General features: G+C 46.6%; 16 protein-coding genes. 3 read left to right on the top strand and 13 right to left on the bottom strand.

Annotated features, from left to right (window positions below; genetic code table 11):
- Positions 1 to 56: 56 nt before the first annotated feature.
- Positions 57 to 893 (bottom strand): DUF1835 domain-containing protein, encoded by an 837-nt coding sequence (locus GK047_RS21225; protein ID WP_163951458.1) that lies wholly within the window; start codon positions 891 to 893, stop codon positions 57 to 59.
- A gap of 154 nt (positions 894 to 1,047) precedes the next feature.
- Between GK047_RS21225 and GK047_RS21220 the strand changes: the two genes are divergently transcribed.
- Positions 1,048 to 1,557, top strand: coding sequence for a DUF3189 family protein (locus tag GK047_RS21220; RefSeq protein ID WP_163951456.1), 510 nt, complete (start codon positions 1,048 to 1,050; stop codon positions 1,555 to 1,557).
- A 418-nt stretch (positions 1,558 to 1,975) separates the two neighbouring features.
- On the opposite strand, the gene GK047_RS21215 is transcribed toward GK047_RS21220, so the two are convergent.
- From GK047_RS21215 to GK047_RS21160, 12 genes are all read right to left on the bottom strand, one after another.
- Positions 1,976 to 2,983 (bottom strand): N-acetylneuraminate synthase family protein, encoded by a 1,008-nt coding sequence (locus GK047_RS21215; RefSeq protein ID WP_163951454.1) that lies wholly within the window; start codon positions 2,981 to 2,983, stop codon positions 1,976 to 1,978.
- A 34-nt stretch (positions 2,984 to 3,017) separates the two neighbouring features.
- Positions 3,018 to 3,659, bottom strand: a complete 642-nt coding sequence (locus GK047_RS21210) for an acetyltransferase (protein ID WP_163951452.1) — start codon at positions 3,657 to 3,659, stop codon at positions 3,018 to 3,020.
- Entirely contained in the window at positions 3,656 to 5,164 is a 1,509-nt protein-coding gene (locus tag GK047_RS30425) for a CDP-glycerol glycerophosphotransferase family protein (protein ID WP_163951449.1), read from the bottom strand. Before GK047_RS30425 ends, GK047_RS21210 begins: the two co-directional genes overlap by 4 nt.
- 177 nt (positions 5,165 to 5,341) lie before the next feature.
- Complete coding sequence (locus tag GK047_RS21200; protein ID WP_163951447.1) at positions 5,342 to 5,560, bottom strand: hypothetical protein; 219 nt, start codon at positions 5,558 to 5,560, stop codon at positions 5,342 to 5,344.
- A 135-nt stretch (positions 5,561 to 5,695) separates the two neighbouring features.
- Positions 5,696 to 7,174, bottom strand: a complete 1,479-nt coding sequence (locus tag GK047_RS21195; protein WP_163951445.1) for a hypothetical protein — start codon at positions 7,172 to 7,174, stop codon at positions 5,696 to 5,698.
- Positions 7,175 to 7,177: 3 nt separating this feature from the next.
- Positions 7,178 to 8,677 (bottom strand): hypothetical protein, encoded by a 1,500-nt coding sequence (locus GK047_RS21190; protein WP_163951443.1) that lies wholly within the window; start codon positions 8,675 to 8,677, stop codon positions 7,178 to 7,180.
- Between the two features lie 21 nt (positions 8,678 to 8,698).
- The gene (locus GK047_RS21185; protein WP_163951442.1) at positions 8,699 to 9,736 is read right to left on the bottom strand and encodes an N-acetylneuraminate synthase family protein; all 1,038 of its coding nucleotides are present in this window, start codon (positions 9,734 to 9,736) and stop codon (positions 8,699 to 8,701) included.
- 15 nt (positions 9,737 to 9,751) lie between these two features.
- On the bottom strand, positions 9,752 to 10,549 hold the full coding sequence (locus GK047_RS21180) for a cytidylyltransferase domain-containing protein (RefSeq protein WP_163951440.1): 798 nt from the start codon (positions 10,547 to 10,549) through the stop codon (positions 9,752 to 9,754).
- A gap of 23 nt (positions 10,550 to 10,572) precedes the next feature.
- Positions 10,573 to 11,331, bottom strand: coding sequence for an SDR family oxidoreductase (locus GK047_RS21175; protein ID WP_163951438.1), 759 nt, complete (start codon positions 11,329 to 11,331; stop codon positions 10,573 to 10,575).
- 55 nt (positions 11,332 to 11,386) lie between these two features.
- Positions 11,387 to 12,358, bottom strand: coding sequence for a Gfo/Idh/MocA family protein (locus GK047_RS21170; protein ID WP_163951436.1), 972 nt, complete (start codon positions 12,356 to 12,358; stop codon positions 11,387 to 11,389).
- A 14-nt stretch (positions 12,359 to 12,372) separates the two neighbouring features.
- The gene (locus tag GK047_RS21165) at positions 12,373 to 13,695 is read right to left on the bottom strand and encodes a glutamate-1-semialdehyde 2,1-aminomutase (protein WP_163951434.1); all 1,323 of its coding nucleotides are present in this window, start codon (positions 13,693 to 13,695) and stop codon (positions 12,373 to 12,375) included.
- Positions 13,692 to 14,738, bottom strand: coding sequence for a polysaccharide biosynthesis protein (locus tag GK047_RS21160; RefSeq protein ID WP_163951432.1), 1,047 nt, complete (start codon positions 14,736 to 14,738; stop codon positions 13,692 to 13,694). Before GK047_RS21160 ends, GK047_RS21165 begins: the two co-directional genes overlap by 4 nt.
- A gap of 172 nt (positions 14,739 to 14,910) precedes the next feature.
- Here GK047_RS21160 and GK047_RS21155 point away from each other — a divergent pair, with 172 nt between their 5' ends.
- Complete coding sequence (locus GK047_RS21155) at positions 14,911 to 16,023, top strand: DegT/DnrJ/EryC1/StrS family aminotransferase (protein ID WP_163951430.1); 1,113 nt, start codon at positions 14,911 to 14,913, stop codon at positions 16,021 to 16,023.
- Between the two features lie 10 nt (positions 16,024 to 16,033).
- Positions 16,034 to 17,179: a UDP-N-acetylglucosamine 2-epimerase gene (neuC, locus tag GK047_RS21150; RefSeq protein WP_163951428.1), complete on the top strand. Its 1,146-nt coding sequence runs from the start codon at positions 16,034 to 16,036 to the stop codon at positions 17,177 to 17,179.
- Positions 17,180 to 17,183 lie beyond the last annotated feature (4 nt).

The following is a 17,183-nucleotide window of genomic DNA, read 5'->3' as shown; positions in this document are numbered from 1 at the left end:
TGTATACATGGATCTTTCTCTTTTTTTATACAATTGATCATGCATATAGAGCCTATCTAAGGTAATCGAATTTCCATTTTACTTAAAAATCCCACATCTCCTTGATAACTTAATTTTCTTTGTTGAATCAACTGTTGTACACGGAAAGTTAAATACGTATCACCTATACACTGTTCAATTTTCCCCATTACTTCTCCTACAACATAAGAGGCTCTTTGATATTCATTCGGTGTATTCTCTAAGATAGATGCATCATAATAATCTTCAGATACAGCCACTACTTTCCCATCTAGTAATATCCTTAATATCCCTTTCGTTTGAGACCATTCTTTCCAATCATTTATTAAAATTTCAATTTTTATATTAGATACACTTTTTTTCATTTGAAGAGCATCTAGAATCAGATTTGGAGGCATCTCACCTAAGCTTCTTATCACATCTGGAACTTCTTTGTTCTGTAAGTCCCGTACTGTGAATCCTATATAGCGACTGTATACTGTAACATTAACCGTTTCAAATTGAATGCTTTTGTTTTGAAGCAAAAATGCGACAAACCTTAACCCGATTTCATCAGATGTATTGTCACCATGCCATAAGATTACTTTACTATTATTTGGAATTCCAATTGCGACTTGTAAATTATTTTTGAGAGTTGTTTCAATCCAATCTAAGTAATCTGTATCTGAGACTGACCCTGTTTGTGTTAATAATTGTTTCAACCATTGCTTTCTTTCCTGCATTCCTTCTTCAGATTCTAATTTATAAAGAGGACCGATTGAAAAATCTTCATTGATACAAATGATTTGTTCATTTTGGTGCTCCTTACTTTTTTGAAAAACATATTTCAAATTCCCATATGCAGAATCCCCGAAGCTCATGTGTATAACATCCATATTTTATAATCCCCTTAAGTACGTGTTCATTGCGCGCTTTTGGGCTTTATTATATACGTTTCCAAAAGAAGTCGCCTTGGAAATACATGTAAGTTACGTTTTTGGGGATAATGGTAAAAATTCTATAAATGCCAAAAATGAGGTGGGTTCAACTATGATTTATATTTATAATGATTTCGGCGGAACGCATACGACTGTTTTAGCAGCAGCATATCATCTGAATAAGTTGGATGAATCTCACGAGCCCACGAAAATCGAAATATTAAACACGCATAATTTCAATAAACTGATTTATAAGGATAGAGGAAAATTGTACTTTCACGGTAAAGACGAAGATGGTAATAAAGTTTATACAATGGGCCGGGGAAGATCCAAGATTCTAATTCCAGGCGTTTTTAATTTAATTGATATGCTGATCGAAGAAGAATTGCTTCATGAAAAAATCATTCTATCCAATACGTCCCCCACCGTGCCTTTTACCATGACATGCGGAGGCATGCTTTCTCGATGGCTCAAGATTGATTTCATTGGAGTACCTTTATTGGTTATTGGGGCGAAACAAGCCTATCAAGACATTATTCATCTCGTTCACCATACCAAAAAAATCGCGAAAACTTCGACCTCACAACAATTAATTATGTTGGATAATAAGGAATTCAAGTAGCCGAATATTGTAATCAAATTAATTGCAGCAAGGCATTCGTAACTAGAAGGCTTGCGACCCGATTGCAGAGTAGTTGCAACAACTTCATTGAGAATGGCCTCAAAATTCCACTTATCTGATCATCGTGCATCATCGGATCCGCTGCTGCGTTTATTACCTTTCAGTCCCCCATTTCTGTCGGGTCATATTGTTACTCTTGCCCCTTACCCCACAAGGGTTATTCGCGCTGCACAAAAAAAGGAACTCAGCCAACGAGGCATGCGTTCCTTTTTTTGGTGATTTTCGGGTTAAAACCATAAGCGAGACTAGTCCGTAAAGCCTTGTAAAGCAACAATTTTGTACGTTGTTCGATAACCCATAGACCATCAGGTCAGTTCTAGCCCTCTCGCTCGCTCGGCCTTATCGAATCCGATGCGCTCTACTCGAAGTCGCTTATCGAGAGTAGTTCATCGAAGCCAATCGTTCGTGTGGCTGCCTTCCCTACAATTTGTCCGATCAGCCTCGGAGACAGTCCTGTTCCCGGCCGCTTTGTATCCAAATCGTCATAGTCGATCACTTTACCTGCTTGAATCTCCCGTGCGGCAACGACGCTTCTGCGAAAAAACGCACGATTTCGCTCCTCCTCTTCGCTCAACCGGCGATCAAAGCTGCCGAGTGCGCTTTGAATGCGCCCAACGTCCGTAACAATCTGTGTCATTTCCTCCGGAGTTGCCGATACTTGATGATCCCAACCAGGCAAGCCTTTATCTAACGTGAAATGCTTTTCGATGACCCGAGCCCCTTTGGCGGCAGCCGCAATCGGAATGGCCGTCCCAATTGTATGGTCAGAGAAACCAATGGGATAGGGATACCTCGCACGCAGTCCATCCAAATTGTTCAAATTAACGTGTTCGTCTTTCGGCGGATATACCGACACGCAATGAAGTAGTACGATTGAAGTATTTCCTGTTTGTTCCAGCACGCTTACGGCTTCGGCGATTTCTTCCGATCCCCCCATTCCTGTCGACAAAACGATCGTAAGACCTGTAGCGCCTGCATACTGAAGCAATGGAATATTGGTGAGCTCTGTCGATGAAAGTTTGATAAAAGGGACACCTAACTGGACGAGAAAGTCAATTTCTCGCTTAGAAAATGGGGTGCAGGCAAATTCGATCCCTATCTGATTGCACAACTGCTTCATATCAACCAGCTTCTCTTCGGTCATACTAAATTGATCCAGTGTACGTTCCAACTCATTATCATAATTCGATTGGATCATGAGGCTGATCTTTGTCCATGATTGAAACTTTACGCAATCGACCCCGGCTTCCTTCGCCTTGTAAATCAGCCGCTCGGCCAATAATCGGTCTCCATTGTGATTAGCAGCAATTTCAGCGATAATGTAAGGCTTCGCCGAATTAGAAAGCCGCTCCCATAATTGCATCATATCCTACCACTCCTGTCGCTTTGATTATAATCGCCTAGGAGCTGCCGCTAGCAATCCGCTTAATCACTCGCGCGGGAACCCCTACGGCAAGACTATAGTCGGGAATATCAGAAATAACGACAGCTCCGGCTCCAATTACGCAATGCTCGCCAATGCTCACTCCTGGAATCACTACCGTTCCTGCGCCCAGATCGCTTAATTGAGCAACCCTTACCGATCCCGATAGTCTGCATCCAGGTCCTATATTCACAAAGCTTTCAATCACACAATCGTGATCCACACTGGATGCAGTATTGATAATGCAGCCCTGGCCGATAACCGCAAAGGGATTAACGACGGCTCCAGCCATGACGCTTGAACCGATGCCGATTTCCGATTGCTCCGCGCAAACACTCCGGTCATGGATCGCGTTAATGAGCAGCAATCCGTTAGCAAGCATCCATTCCGTTTTGCGCTTACGAATCAGCGTGTTTCCAATAGCGACATGCCACCCCTCTACGGATGAACGAAGGCTCCTATAGGACGGTTCGGAATCAAGGTAACACGGCATATCCTCATACCCTGTGCAGGATGCATCCGCAGACAAATAAACAAACCTCATATTCCGGTTTGTACGTCTGAGCAGATCCGTGACCACTTTGGCGTGACCGCCAGCTCCGACAATACCAATCATCATGAACGCTCCTTTCCAGAGGAGTGAAGCAGTTGTTGGATCAGTTGATAAACACGGAATCCGGGCTGAGGCTCATCGGGATTCAACGTTAAATCTTTGAAAACTCCGCCTTTTTTTTGCAGCTCGCTACGAAAGGACTCCTCCTCCAGCCACCGTCGCAAGCACTCCGTCAATTCACTAGAGGATGACACGACGGCGCCGGCTTCCGCCTTGGCTAAGTGACGGGCATATCCGTTATAGTTCAAATGATAGTCGTAAGGCATATCCGGTTGAAGCACAACGACTCCCCGGTTAAGCATCGCTGCTTCAACCCCTGTTGTAGACGATATGGTAAGAATCAGATCGGACGCCTGCAGAACCTCCTGCAAATGAAACGACTCAGGAACCATTCTTATGCGTTCGTTGATAAAACGATCATAAGCTCCTGTGTCATCAGGATGTGGCTTGATCAGCACCAGAATCGGTAATTGACGTACAGCCTGGACAAGCCAATCCATCACGATAGCGTTTATGCCAAAGCCATACTGCTCTGTCATGTAAGTAATAACAGGCACAGTTTCTTGCCAGCCTAATTGGGAAAACAGATCAGAGCGCGTCCGAACAACCAACTTGGCGCTTAGTTCAAGCCTGACGCTTCCGGATTCCGTGATAAGGGCAGGATCTACGCCTCTGTTTATCATCCAGTTGCTCATATGTTTTCCCCATACAGCGTAATGACTGGCTCTTGCGGGAATCATAGAGGCATCGCTGGATAAGTGGTGCTGTACGAGCAAAAACGGCAGCCCGTGTATTCTTGCAAGCAGCGAAAGAATACTCTGCCGAGGCAGCAAATCCGTATGCTCTACGATTAATTTAATCGGTCGGGTTCGAATCAATTCGTGCAGGGCATGGATCAATTCCGTCATGAGCGGAATTTGCACACGCATCCATCGGCGAAACGACGGACTAGTCAGTATATCATGGCGCCGCGTTTGATTACGGGAAGAATGATACAAACGCTCGAATGTCTGAAAAAGCTCTTTTCGCTTGTCCCTCACCCGCTTGGGGACATCGTCAAAAAGTAGCTTCTCCCCTAACGCGTACACCTCAAACTGTTTCGGCATAGGTTTATTTTTCAAACTTTTACGCTCATAAAGATAGTGGGACAATAAAATAACTTTTTGCGACGAGAGGTACTTCAATGCATAATCCGCATAATTACCACACAAAAGTATGGTATCCCGCCCTTGTTCTGAACCCAAGCTATATAATGGCTTTGGAAGCCTCTGCAATCGAGCCTGAACATCGTGCATGGAGCGTAGGCCCCACAAGTGATTTCTCTTCTGCAAATAAGCAGATTTGAACATATTCCTGTCAACATGGTGGCGGATAAACTGATGATACGGCCTGATTAACGGCAGTGGGATTTCGACGCCATGAAACCGAAGCGGGGCAAACCGTTCGAAAAAATCTAGCGTATAGCCGTAACGCAAAAGCAGATGCGAATTCCATTCTTCACCGCCGTACACGGCTAACGCCTCCCCAATCAATTGAAGATTTTCAATATCAGAAGCTGTCCCCGTTTTCTAAATCGCGGATGAGGCGGATCAAGAGTCTTCGGTTCGCCCGGATGCTTCGTCTCAAAAGCCTAAGTTGAAAAAGCAGCAATCTTCTCATGCATAGACACCTCCCAGTAGCACTAACAATTATTTTCCAGTTGTTGTTTGATTGGCGATTGTTTTCGTAAATGAGTTAACGAGAATACGCAAATTAATGACTGCCGACACATCTTTCGGTCTGATTCTTTTGCAAAATAGCACTTTCCTAATTAATTGATCTACGATGTCTAACGCCACATTCATTACATTTAGTTCCATTTCCAAAAATTGGATGAGACTAATTTGAATTGACTTCCGATTAGCCATTCGAAATATCCCCCCTTCATTGGAATCCACCTTACACTAGTAAATGCATCCCTTCGCCAGTTGGTACTAGGCAGCTGTCATAGAGAAGAGAGAATCTGCTTTCGTTGACTCACTGATTTCTTCCCAATCATAGGTTTACCCCCGTAATTGATCGATAAACCGGCGTAAGCGCTCGCTCGGGCTCTCCGTTCCCATCACCATCGTATGGTTCAGATACATCTGCCCTTTGTCGACCACCTGTTGATAGTAGCCCGATTCTTGCAGCAATCTTCCAGCTTCCGAGGAAAGCTCTTGCGCCGACTTCGCTATGATGCCTGCCCCTGCTTTCGACAAATGATAGGGATATCCGTTGTAATTAATATGGTAATCATAGGGAAGTTTGGGCTGCAGCGCTAATATGCCTTTCCCAAGCATGGCCCCTTCCAGTGCAGTCGTTGACGAGATCGTAGCAACGATGTCAGAAGCGTTCAAAATCTCCTGTAGATCAAACCCATGAGGAGAAAGGAGAATTCGATCCGATAGATAATCATCATAGGACATCCGGTCGGAAGGATGCGCCTTCACAATGACGATCACGGGCTGCTCTTTGACCAGTTGTTCGAACCATGCCATCAATTGATAATTGATCTCAGAAACATAGCATTCCGTCGTGTAAGTGATAAGGAGCCGCTGCTCTGGCAACTGGTAATAAGCCAAAAGATCTTCCCGCGTTTTACCGATGGATTTGGCGTTATTCTCCAGACGTAAGCTCCCGATCTCCCATATTTGTTCGCCGGATACCCCCCGTTCGCTTAACCATTCCCTCATATAGGGGCCCCAAACAGCATAGTGGGTCGCTCGCGAAGGGATAATCGAAGCGTCGCTTGTTAGATGATTCTGAACATTGATAAACGGTAGCCCATGTTTTCTTGCTAAAAGCGCCAATATACTGCCTGGATAAATTAATTCGGAATGGTCAAGAATCATGCCAATAGGGTATTTGACCAGTAGGTCGTCCAGTATTTTGACGAGAATAAGCGCCTGATTGGTCTGGCCTCGCATCCATTCGTTGAATCGGGGATGAGAAAAGACCTCATGCTGTGCCGTATATGAATCTCGGGAAGTAGCTCTATTCATTAATATTTCCTCTACGGAAATTAGCACATCCTTCGGCATTTTCCATTGTAAAAGCTGTTCATGCACGCTAAAAACGGAAAATCCGGGAGGCAATTTCTTGCCTTCAAGCGCTCTTAAATCGTAAGGATTGGAGTGAAGCAGCATCACCTTGCGGTCGCTGTACTGAGATATCGCCATATCGACAAATTGGCCGCACATCAAAATGATATTTCTGTCTTTAGCCTGCCCCCAGTCTCTTACTTTGTCAGGCAGGCGCTGGAGCGCCACTTGTACCTCCTTCATGGATTGAAAGCCCCACTCTTTCCGCTTTCTTTCCACAAGATTGTGATTTTCCCGTTGTTTGTCGACGATATCCCGTATGAAAACATGGTATGCCCGAAGCATATTTAACGGCAGTTCTACTCCCCTATAGACCAGAGGCGCGAACCACTCTACAAAATCCTTCGTATACCCGTATCTAAGAAGCAGATGCGCGTTGAATTCATCCCCACCATACATGATTTATACCTCCTCGTTACCCTCAAGCCATTTACGACTCATAATTTCTTTCACCAGACGATACAGTCTTTGTGAGGGAAGTAGCTCATCGACTACCATAGAGGAGTGCAGAAAATGGCTTCCCCTGTAGAGAATCTCCGCTCTCTCTTTTTCATTATGCAGAAGCTTGAGCAGTCCACCTCGCAATTCCAATGAAGAACGGACGATCAAGCCAGCTTCAGCCTGGGCAAGATGCTTATGATAATCATTATGATTCAGGTTAAAATGATACGGGATCGGAGGCTGCAGGACGAGCAGCGGTTTACCATAGAATGCTGCCTCCAATGCAGTTGTCGAAGAGATTGTCGCAACGAAATCGCTGACCGCCAAAAGATCCTGAAGCGTAAAGCCCAGAGGCATAGAGCAAATGCGAGTATCAAGCCACTTGTCATACGAAACAAAATCGTCCCTATGCGGCTGGATAACAAGCACTACGGAAAGATCAGCAATCGCTTCGCGCAGCCACTCCATGATAATACCGTTGGTCGACTCTGAATAAGGCTGGGTTGTCAGAGCGAGAATGGACATCTTTTCGCCTATTTTTAGTTCGTCCAGCAGTTCTTGCTTCGTCTTCCTTGCTTTTTTCTCATCATGTTCAAACCGCAAATTCCCGATCGATCTGACTTGATAAGGATCAACGCCTTTTTGGATCAGCCAGTCTTCCGTATAACGGCCCCAAACACAGTAGTAACTGGCCCAGGAAGGAATGATATTGACGTCGCTAACCAGATTGTTTTGAACATACAGAAACGGCAGATTATACGTTGAGGCCAGGAGCGAAAGTGCATTACCCGGATAAATCAGTTCGGAATGATCGAGAATGATGCCGATCGGGTATTGGTGCAAAAGCATATCGGCCGTATCTAGCAAGCTGATGCTTTCGATTACCTGATTGAGCATCCATCCCTTGAACAGATTCCTAGCAAACAGCGGATGCTCCTTATGTTTAACGATGATTTCCTCAATCCTGGGAAGCCACTCTTCGCGTAGACTTGCTTTGTCTCTGCGTATGCGGAGAAACTCAGCTGTAAAGTCGAACAGCACGAAAGTCTCTGGCATTTCCTTTCCGCGAATCGCTGCGGCATCTAACCCATTGGTCAGCATGACAAGCACATGCTTGTCATGCAACACCTTTAGAGCGGTATCAATGAACTGTCCGCAAATGAGAACCATCGTTCTCTCTGGATCGTAACCGAAGCTGCCCTGCCTATTCACACATTTTTGGAAGCCTTTTTGATAATCACTCATTGTTGTTTCATGACATTCAGCCCGCTTCCGGGAAACGTATTCCGTAGATTGCAGCTGTTCATCCACCGTCTCCCGCATAAAGCGGTACCAGGCTTCAATCATAAGCAGAGGAAGTTTAATATCTTTATAAATAAAAGATTCAAATGCGGTCAGCAAATCTTCCACATATCCGTATCTTAGAAGCATATGATCGTTGATCGCATTCTCTCCGTACATAGGTACGCCTCACCTCACTGACTACTGTTTTCGGACGTGCTTCCAGCAGAATGCTTCGTCTGCATGGATTTCCTGAAGAAGCGTTTTGCCAATAAGCTCTGTAAAATCTTTCTGCTCCATATCGCCCTGAGCTTTCGTTCTCTTGAATTTGATATGCTGCTCGGTAAGAACAGTTCCGACAGGAAGATCCTGGGCGGCCAGCATACACTTGCGCACTTTCGCAAAGTACTCCCTTTCTTCCGCCTTCAAATCAAACTCCGTATTGCCCGTCATCACTGCAACCAATTCGAGCTGTTCCTTGAGCTTCGCAACCCCGGCTACCTCGATGGCCGCTTCATCGTCCTCACGTTTTGTCGCGAGATCCAATGTCACATGCTGCTCGAAGATCCGCACTCCCAAACCGAAAGCAGCCGCATACACGAGAGACCGGGTCCGATCTTCTTCGCTTGCCGTATGATCGGCATAACCGACAGGAAGCCGAAAATGAGTCTGATACAACAACAGCTTATGGAGGTGAATACTCTGGGGAGGTGTCGGATAATGCTGGATGCCATACATCAAAATGATTTGGTCGCTACCTGCCAGTAATTGCAGCGCAAGCTCAATCTCGGAAAGTTGAATCCCGCCTATTCCAATAAATAAGGGCTGCTTGATTTCGGATAATCGCTTGAGCATAAAATAATCATTGATACAAGTGGCATGAATGCCAATAGCGTCCACCTTTTCTTCAATGAGGAAATCCAAAGCTGGCAGCTCATCAGCCAGTCCTACAATTTCCACGCCTCCCCGCCGGCAGCGGGCAAACACTTCTCTCCATTGTTCCCGGGTAAACAGCCATTTCTGCAAGTCCGGATACAACGGATGCTCCGATACGATATATTCGTCGAGATCCAGCATAAGATGAAATTTGACGGCATCCGCTCCCGAATCAATTAATGCGTCAACGAGCGCGAGCAAATATTGAAAATCCCCTTGGTGCGTGTAGGCCGGTTCGGCAATCCAGTACATCTCTGAGGAATCACGGTGAGCTCCATCAAACCATTTGTGTATTCGAGTCATACGCTTGATCACTCCTTATCTCTTGTCATTCGCCGCCTTGATGCGTAAAAACTGATTCCGCTCCTGTTGATAGTGCGACTTGATCGCTTCGATCGCTTCCGACGGCAGATTTAACTGAACGATATGCTGATTGACAAATGCTTCCTCTGGAAGCTTGTCGATTGCTCTTAGCAGCGCAGGATAGCTCATTCCATCCTCAGGCCGCAGCAATGGTTCTATTTTTTGAAAAAATGCCAGATCTTCCTCTGTATCCAGGGTAAGTCGAACCTTTCTGGATTCTTCCTTTCGTGCCTGAAAGGTGTGAATACGGAATAAGTCGGGATGGTTGAACCAGTATCCCCAAATTTCCGTATCTGTCCGATTTTTAAATTCAATAACGGACTTGAGCGCCTCGTAGCTGATTCCATAAATACCGACTCCCAAGGGAAGCCCTTCCGTATACATATAATCCGGTTTCGTCAACAGCGCCTGATTGGCAAAACGGTTCGCGTATTCCACAGAAAAAAACAAATCGTCGGCGGTTATGCTCAATATATAATCCAAGCGATAAAAACAGGCCGCATCATACAACCGTTTGAGAACATCGTCAGGGTCTCCTAAGAAATAATGAATATGATGATCATATGCGGCATTCACAAGGGGAGCATCTTGCGGATTGGGCGAAGTACAGAGGATAACCTGATCTACCAGACTTACCGCCTTGCATCTCTCCACAACATGATCAATAACACGCTTTCCCTGGATGTAGGCAAGCAGTTTAAGCGGCAACCTGGACGACTTTAATCTTGCTGTTATTAACATGCCAATTTTCACAAAGAATCCCCTCTTTCAATCGATTACCAGGCTCCGAATCCTCCGTCTACGACCAGGTTGTGACCATTGACATAGGAAGAGGCATCGGATAGCAAATAGAGGACCGCGCCATTCATCTCATCCTTCCGCGCCATTCTTTTGACGGGAGTGTGTTCGCTATAACGCGCGATAAACACGTCCGGCTGCCCATCCTCTACACCGCCTGGTGTGACGGCGTTCACCCTGATATTACGGTCTCCCCAATAACAAGCCAAATACCGGGTTAATCCCAGGACCGCAGCTTTGCTTGCAGCATAAGAGGGAGGCGTGTTGAACGGTAATCCTTTATAAAGTGAGAAATTAGCTCCATTCATGCCATAAATAGAAGAGATGTTAATGATGCTCCCGCCACCATTCTCCGCCATTTCTCTGCCAAATACCTGCGAACAAAGAAATAAACCATCGAGATTGACAGACATCACTTTGCGCCATGTTGCCAAATCGTAATCTTCAACGGTATCGCAGAACCCTTTCGGTTGAATGCAGGCATTGTTTACCAAACCATAGCTAACACCCCAACGCTTCCGAATCTCCTCGGCTGCTTCTTTCATTTGTTCAGGCTGAGTAATGTCTACAGATAGGTGAAGCTCGCTATCGGAAATCAGCCTGGAAGAAGAGTAAGACAGATCCAGCATAGCCGCCTTCCCGCCATGCTTTTGAACCACATGGGAGAACTCTGAGCCTAACCGTCCGCCTGCGCCCGTAATGACGACAACTCTTTCTTTTAAGTCGAATTCATTCACGAACAAGTCACTCCAATCTTCGTAAGGTGCAAACCTGCGGGGACATTCATTGGCCTCAAATTTTGCCTTGTTCGAGCCGCTCCAATTTCTCCAGCAACGAAAGATCCGTCGGGTAGTCGTGCGGAAAAGGATTCCCCCCGGCCAACGCCTGCAGAAAAGCGCACATCTCACTCACATACATGTCCTCGTATTCGAAGAGCCTGTCACCGCTCGTGATGGGTAATCGTTTCGTTACTTGCCGCTCCCCGTCGTACACCTCAAGTGCGGAATCGAAAAAGTTCCATCGCGCCGTTCCCTTTTCTCCGATTAAAGCGAATGTTCTTGTAGCCATACGAGACACAACATCGACGGTAACTTGCCCTTGTATACCGTTCTCAAATTCCAAAACCATCTGATACACATCGTCGATATCCACATCCAAGCTGCTAACCTTCCGTTTCATGGATATACCCTTGCTGATTTCTCCGAATAACGAAGTCAGCCAGATCCATTCGAAAGGGACGATCTCCCGGCAGCCGCCGGTTTCTCTCCGGGACACATAGAATTGGCGGTAATCTTCATACGGATGCCAATCAGGCAAGTATTGCCCGGAATGGTACGTGAAAAAACAGTTCTCACCCAACATTCGATCCTTCACGATCTGACGAAGCAGCGCAACGGCAGGATGAAAGCGCATGGTGCAGGATGGCGCCGATACAAGATCAGGCTTTGCCTTCAGCTTGCCTATCAGCTCAAGCATTCCTTCCTTCGTAACACTGGCCTCCGTGAAAAAAGGTATATTCAAATCTGCCGCCAAGTGAGCATAGCGCATATGGAGATCAGGCGGGGTCGATATGATAATCGCCTTCAGGTTGTGCTGCAATGCTTGTTCTACGGAGTCGAAGGTAACGATGCCGAATCTGTTTGCTACCTCTCGCCGCCGATCCTCACGCAGATCGAAACCAAGGACCTGATCCTCGCTGAGCGCGATTAAATCCCTTACTCTGCGTTTACCCATCGATCCGAGCCCGATTACCAAATAAGACATATGCGCCCTTCTTTCTAATTGAATTTACGAAATACAGGTTTGACCGGAGGCCCTGTCAGAACGGACTGAAACCCTTGATCGAGAGCTTGATGATAGACTGCGCATGTCCTATCAAGCGCTTCAAGCGTTTTCGTCACTTCCCTCTCGCCATGTGAGTAACTGATCGAGATATAGGGAATCAGCACGCCTTCACGGATCATTTCCTGGAGAAAGAGAGTTCGGAATGCCGCAGAGGGGATCAGTTGTTCATCCTTGCATACATATACCGGGCTGTTCGGGTAGCCCCCGATCTGCAGGTGCTGATCCAATCCGTGAGCCATGACGGTTTGCCGCCAACCTTCCTGCAGCCGTTCTCCGATAAGTTCAATATGGCCAATAACGTTCTTTTCGCGGAATTCAAGCACCGTCTCTATGGCCGCTGCGAGCGAATGGGTTTCCGCTCCGTTGGTGGCAGACAATAAGAACAGACGTGGCTGTAAATGTTCAAGTCCCCCAAGTGACATGATATCCCGTTTGCCAGCCAATACGGCGCAAGAGAACCCGTTCCCTATCGCTTTTCCAAATGTGGATAAATCCGGATGGATACCGAAAGTCGTCTGCGCTCCCGGCAGTCCGAATCGGAATCCACTGATCATCTCGTCGAAGATCAGCACGGCTCCGTGCTTGTGCGTGAGCTCACGCACGCGCTTCAGAAACCCTTCCGCTGGAGGAATACTGGTAACAGGTTCCAAAATAACCGCCGCCACATCGCCGGGATACAGCTCAAAGATTCGCTCCAGGCTTTGCGCATCATTATACTGAAACGATACCGAGAGTTCCGACACTTGTTCCGGGATGCCGTTATTGCATGGCGTAGTCCCAATAAACCAATCGTTAAAACTGAAGAAAGGGTGCTCCTTGCAAAAGGCAATCCGCTTGCGGCCTGTGTACGCCCGGCTTAGGCGAATCGCAGCTGACGTGACATCGGAACCGTTCTTGGAGAACTTCACCATTTCTGCAGAGGGAATAAGCTCCACCAATAACTCTGCCAGTTCCACTTCGACCGGAGCGGGTCTTGTAAAATTAGGCCCCTGACCCTTTTGCACATAGTCAATCACTTTTTGCGTGACGCGAGGATATCCATACCCGAGCGACACGGAACGCAAGCCCATTCCCCAATCCAGAAAGGTGTTGCCGTCCATATCCGTCACCCACGCTCCGTTCCCGCTTTGAATAAAGCCCGGGGCAAGCTGAGGAAACTGGTCCACTCCTTTGCTGTAGGTATGGCAACCTGCCGGAATCAACTGGGACGCTTTGCTCTGAAGACGATTAGATTCTACAAATCGATTGTCTGTCATAGCGTTCCCTCGTCTCTGTACAGCAAACTCCGTTGATGTAAGCTGGCTACTATACTTTTTAGTTCGCTCTGGCCGACCCGCACATCCTGATCGGAACGATAAACTTGCACGGAAGACGGCTTAAAGTGCAGATACGGCACTTGAGCATGGGGACCTCGTATCATCAGCAGTTCATCATCTTCATACAATTGTTCGCTTTCGTTATCAAAGATCAACTCCTCATTCATTTTCTCCCCGGATCGCATTCCCACAATCTTGATTGAGGTCACAGTTGCCCGTTCATTGAAATAGTCGCACACCACTTGTGCCAAATCGCCAATGCGAAATGCCTTCATTTTCAATACAAAGGTTTCTCCACCCTGGCAGTAGCAGGCCGCCTTTACGATGCGATCCACCGCATCAGGAATGGTAATGAAAAAGCGGGTCATCTCCATAAGAGTGACGGTTAAAGCGTCCCCCCGAAGAGCCTGATCAAAAAAAATAGGCAGCACAGAACCACGGCTTCCCATAACATTGCCGAACCGGATCGTGCACAGCTTGGTATGCCGATTCATCGGATGGCTGTTACCTTGCGTGAACAGCTTCTCCGCAATCAACTTGGAAGCTCCCAGCGTATTATAGGGATTGACCGCTTTATCCGTACTGATGTTCACTACCGTCTGCACACCATTTCGTATGGCTGCACGAACGACATGTTCACTTCCGATAATATTCGTCTTCACCGCCTCAAATGGGAAGCTTTCGCAAATGGAAACATGTTTTAACGCAGCTGTATGAAAGATGATATCTACTCCCACAGTTGCATCCTCTACGTCCGCATAATCCCGAATATCGCCTAAATAAAAGGATACGATAGGTTCATGTTGATACCGAAGCTTCATCATATATTGCTTAGAATCATCTTTATTAAAGACCACAATTCGCTTTGGCTTAAAACTCAACACTTTTTCAACAATACCTTGACCAATCGAACCCGTGCCTCCTGTTACTAAAACAGATTTATTAGAGAAAAAAGCATGCAATTTCTCCGTAGTAGCCGTCATGAAGCACACCACCTTTCTATCCTTATAAATATGTAAAATAACATCACGCCGAACTATTCACATACCTAATTGCTATAAATTGGGTCATCGTGGAAAGGAGAGAATGTACCTTTCCATGAATCAAACATACAATAAGTTACCAATGATTTTCATAGAGAGGAATGGAGCCTTTATGTTTATTCCATTAGCAAAACCGGACATATCGGAAGTGGAAAAACAATATGTCATGGAAGTGCTAGACTCAGGTCAGCTTAGCTTTGGCGATAAACTAGTGCGGTTTGAACAAGCGTTCCGGCAAGAATTGAGCATTCCCCACGCCATCGCCATGAACAGCGGAACCAGTGCCCTGCACGTGGCCGTGAAGGCGCTCGGACTTCAGGCTGGAGATGAAGTCATCACCACGTCGTACAGTTTTATCGCCTCCAGCAACTGTTTATTGTACGAGAACGTGAAACCCGTGTTCATCGATATCGACCCGTTCACCTTGAATATGGACACACGGGCAATCGAGAATGCCATAACACCCAGAACCAAAGCTATCCTGGCCGTTCATGTATTCGGACAAACTTGTCAAATGGACGACATCATGAGAATTGCGAAAGCACATCATTTATATGTAATCGAAGACGCATGCGAAGCCTTGGGGGCTGAATGGAAAGGCAAAAAAGCAGGAACTTTCGGAGATGCCGCTGTATTTGCATTTTACGCGAATAAGCAGGTAACAACAGGAGAAGGCGGAATATTGGTAACCTCTCAGGAAAGCATCGCTAATACCGCCTCAAGCTTACGGAATCAAGGTAGAGGCACGGATAACGCTTGGTTGGAGCATGTGCGAATCGGCTATAACTACCGGATGTCGGATCTGCAAGCAGCCGTTGGCCTAGCGCAGATGCAGAGGCTGGCCGAGTTGATGCGGCTTAGAGAGCTTGTTGCTCAGCGCTATAAAGAGCTGATCCGAGCCTATAACGTTCCCGTGACCCTGCCAGCTGTGTTAGAGGATTGTAAAATAAGCTGGTTTGTCTTTATTGTTGCACTACCGGAAGGTGCCAGTCAGGCAGATACCATCCGCTTTCTGCAAGATCAAGGCATTCAGTCTAAGCCCTACTTTCCCGCGATCCATCTACAGCCATGCTATCGGGACTTGTTGCCCTATGCACCTGGCTCATTACCCGTTACCGAGCAGATGTCTCAGCGCACGATTGCCATTCCCTTCCATCCTCGTCTGTCTCCCGAAGAGCAGGAATATGTCGTAAGTGGTCTATCTCAGGCATTGCAGAAAGGATGAGAGTCCATTAATGCATATCGTATGCTTTACAGGAACCAGAGCCGACTATGGAATACTGCGACCCGCGCTGCGTGAGCTTGATCAAGACCCGCGCTTCTGTCTGGAACTTGTCGTAACGGGCATGCATCTGCTCCCCGAATATGGGGAAACCATACGAGAGATTGAGAAGGATGTCTTTGCGGTTATTGCCACTCCATCCATTCTGTTGAAGGGCGATTCGCTTGAGGCTATGAGCAAATCAGCTGGACTAGGGATACTTTATTTCTCGGACATTCTGCAACGCAGCAAACCCGACTGCGTGCTTCTGCTCGGCGACCGCATTGAAATACTGTCCGCAGCGATCGCTGCTCATTATCAAAACATCGGTATCGTGCATCTACACGGCGGAGAACAAAGCGGATCCGCCGATGACGCCGTGCGCCATGCCATCAGCAAGTTTGCGCATCTCCATTTCGTTGCCTCACTGAAAGCGAAACAGCATTTGCTTCGTCTAGGCGAAGCGGATTGGCGAATCGTTCCGATCGGTTCGCTGCGCAAACAACAAATTGAACGCATCCGCAATTTAAAGGATGCAACAGCATGCCTATGGAGCGAAGCCTTTGGCATCCATTCGCCGCGAAGCAAAATTTTATTATGCATTCACCCTGACTCCAAAGATCCTTTGAACTACGAAGAACAAATCAATTCAGTCTTGAATGCCCTTCGCCCTTATGCCTGCGAAAGCGACATCTACGTGATTGGACCCAATAGCGATTCGGGAGGGAGCTTGTTCCGCGAGAAGCTCTTGGCCTTTGTCAACGAGCATCCTCTGGCCCGTTATATCCCGTCCATCCCAGACGATCAGTTTCTATTTCTTATGAGTAACGTTGATTTAATGATCGGAAACAGCAGCAGCGCCATCATTGAATCTCCCTTCTTCCACCTGACAGCTATCAATATAGGTAATCGTCAGCAAGGGCGGGAGTCTGCTGACAATGTGATTTCTATCCCTTTTGACACAGTGGCCATTCAACAAGCCATTCATCTGCAACTGAACACGAAGGACAGTCTGCAATGCGCCAATCCTTATGACCTTTGCGAAAATCCGGAACGGGAATTTATCGAGCAGCTTGCACGATTTGCCTCTAGATTAGATATATGGGAAAAATCACCATAAAATC

It is taken from the genome of Paenibacillus sp. SYP-B3998 (assembly GCF_010820665.1).
Classification (GTDB): domain Bacteria; phylum Bacillota; class Bacilli; order Paenibacillales; family NBRC-103111; genus Paenibacillus_E.
The sequence above is the reverse complement of the archived record's forward strand: the minus strand, read 5'-3'. Positions and strand labels throughout refer to the sequence as shown.

Coding starts and splice junctions, on each gene's coding strand:
- GK047_RS21225 (WP_163951458.1), bottom strand. CDS start 893: ATGGATGTTATACACATGAGCTTCGGGGATTCTGCATATGGGAATTTG.
- GK047_RS21220 (WP_163951456.1), top strand. CDS start 1,048: ATGATTTATATTTATAATGATTTCGGCGGAACGCATACGACTGTTTTA.
- GK047_RS21215 (WP_163951454.1), bottom strand. CDS start 2,983: ATGATGCAATTATGGGAGCGGCTTTCTAATTCGGCGAAGCCTTACATT.
- GK047_RS21210 (WP_163951452.1), bottom strand. CDS start 3,659: ATGATGATTGGTATTGTCGGAGCTGGCGGTCACGCCAAAGTGGTCACG.
- GK047_RS21200 (WP_163951447.1), bottom strand. CDS start 5,560: ATGGCTAATCGGAAGTCAATTCAAATTAGTCTCATCCAATTTTTGGAA.
- GK047_RS21195 (WP_163951445.1), bottom strand. CDS start 7,174: ATGTATGGTGGGGATGAATTCAACGCGCATCTGCTTCTTAGATACGGG.
- GK047_RS21190 (WP_163951443.1), bottom strand. CDS start 8,677: ATGTACGGAGAGAATGCGATCAACGATCATATGCTTCTAAGATACGGA.
- GK047_RS21185 (WP_163951442.1), bottom strand. CDS start 9,736: ATGACTCGAATACACAAATGGTTTGATGGAGCTCACCGTGATTCCTCA.
- GK047_RS21170 (WP_163951436.1), bottom strand. CDS start 12,358: ATGTCTTATTTGGTAATCGGGCTCGGATCGATGGGTAAACGCAGAGTA.
- GK047_RS21165 (WP_163951434.1), bottom strand. CDS start 13,695: ATGACAGACAATCGATTTGTAGAATCTAATCGTCTTCAGAGCAAAGCG.
- GK047_RS21160 (WP_163951432.1), bottom strand. CDS start 14,738: ATGACGGCTACTACGGAGAAATTGCATGCTTTTTTCTCTAATAAATCT.
- GK047_RS21155 (WP_163951430.1), top strand. CDS start 14,911: ATGTTTATTCCATTAGCAAAACCGGACATATCGGAAGTGGAAAAACAA.
- neuC (WP_163951428.1), top strand. CDS start 16,034: ATGCATATCGTATGCTTTACAGGAACCAGAGCCGACTATGGAATACTG.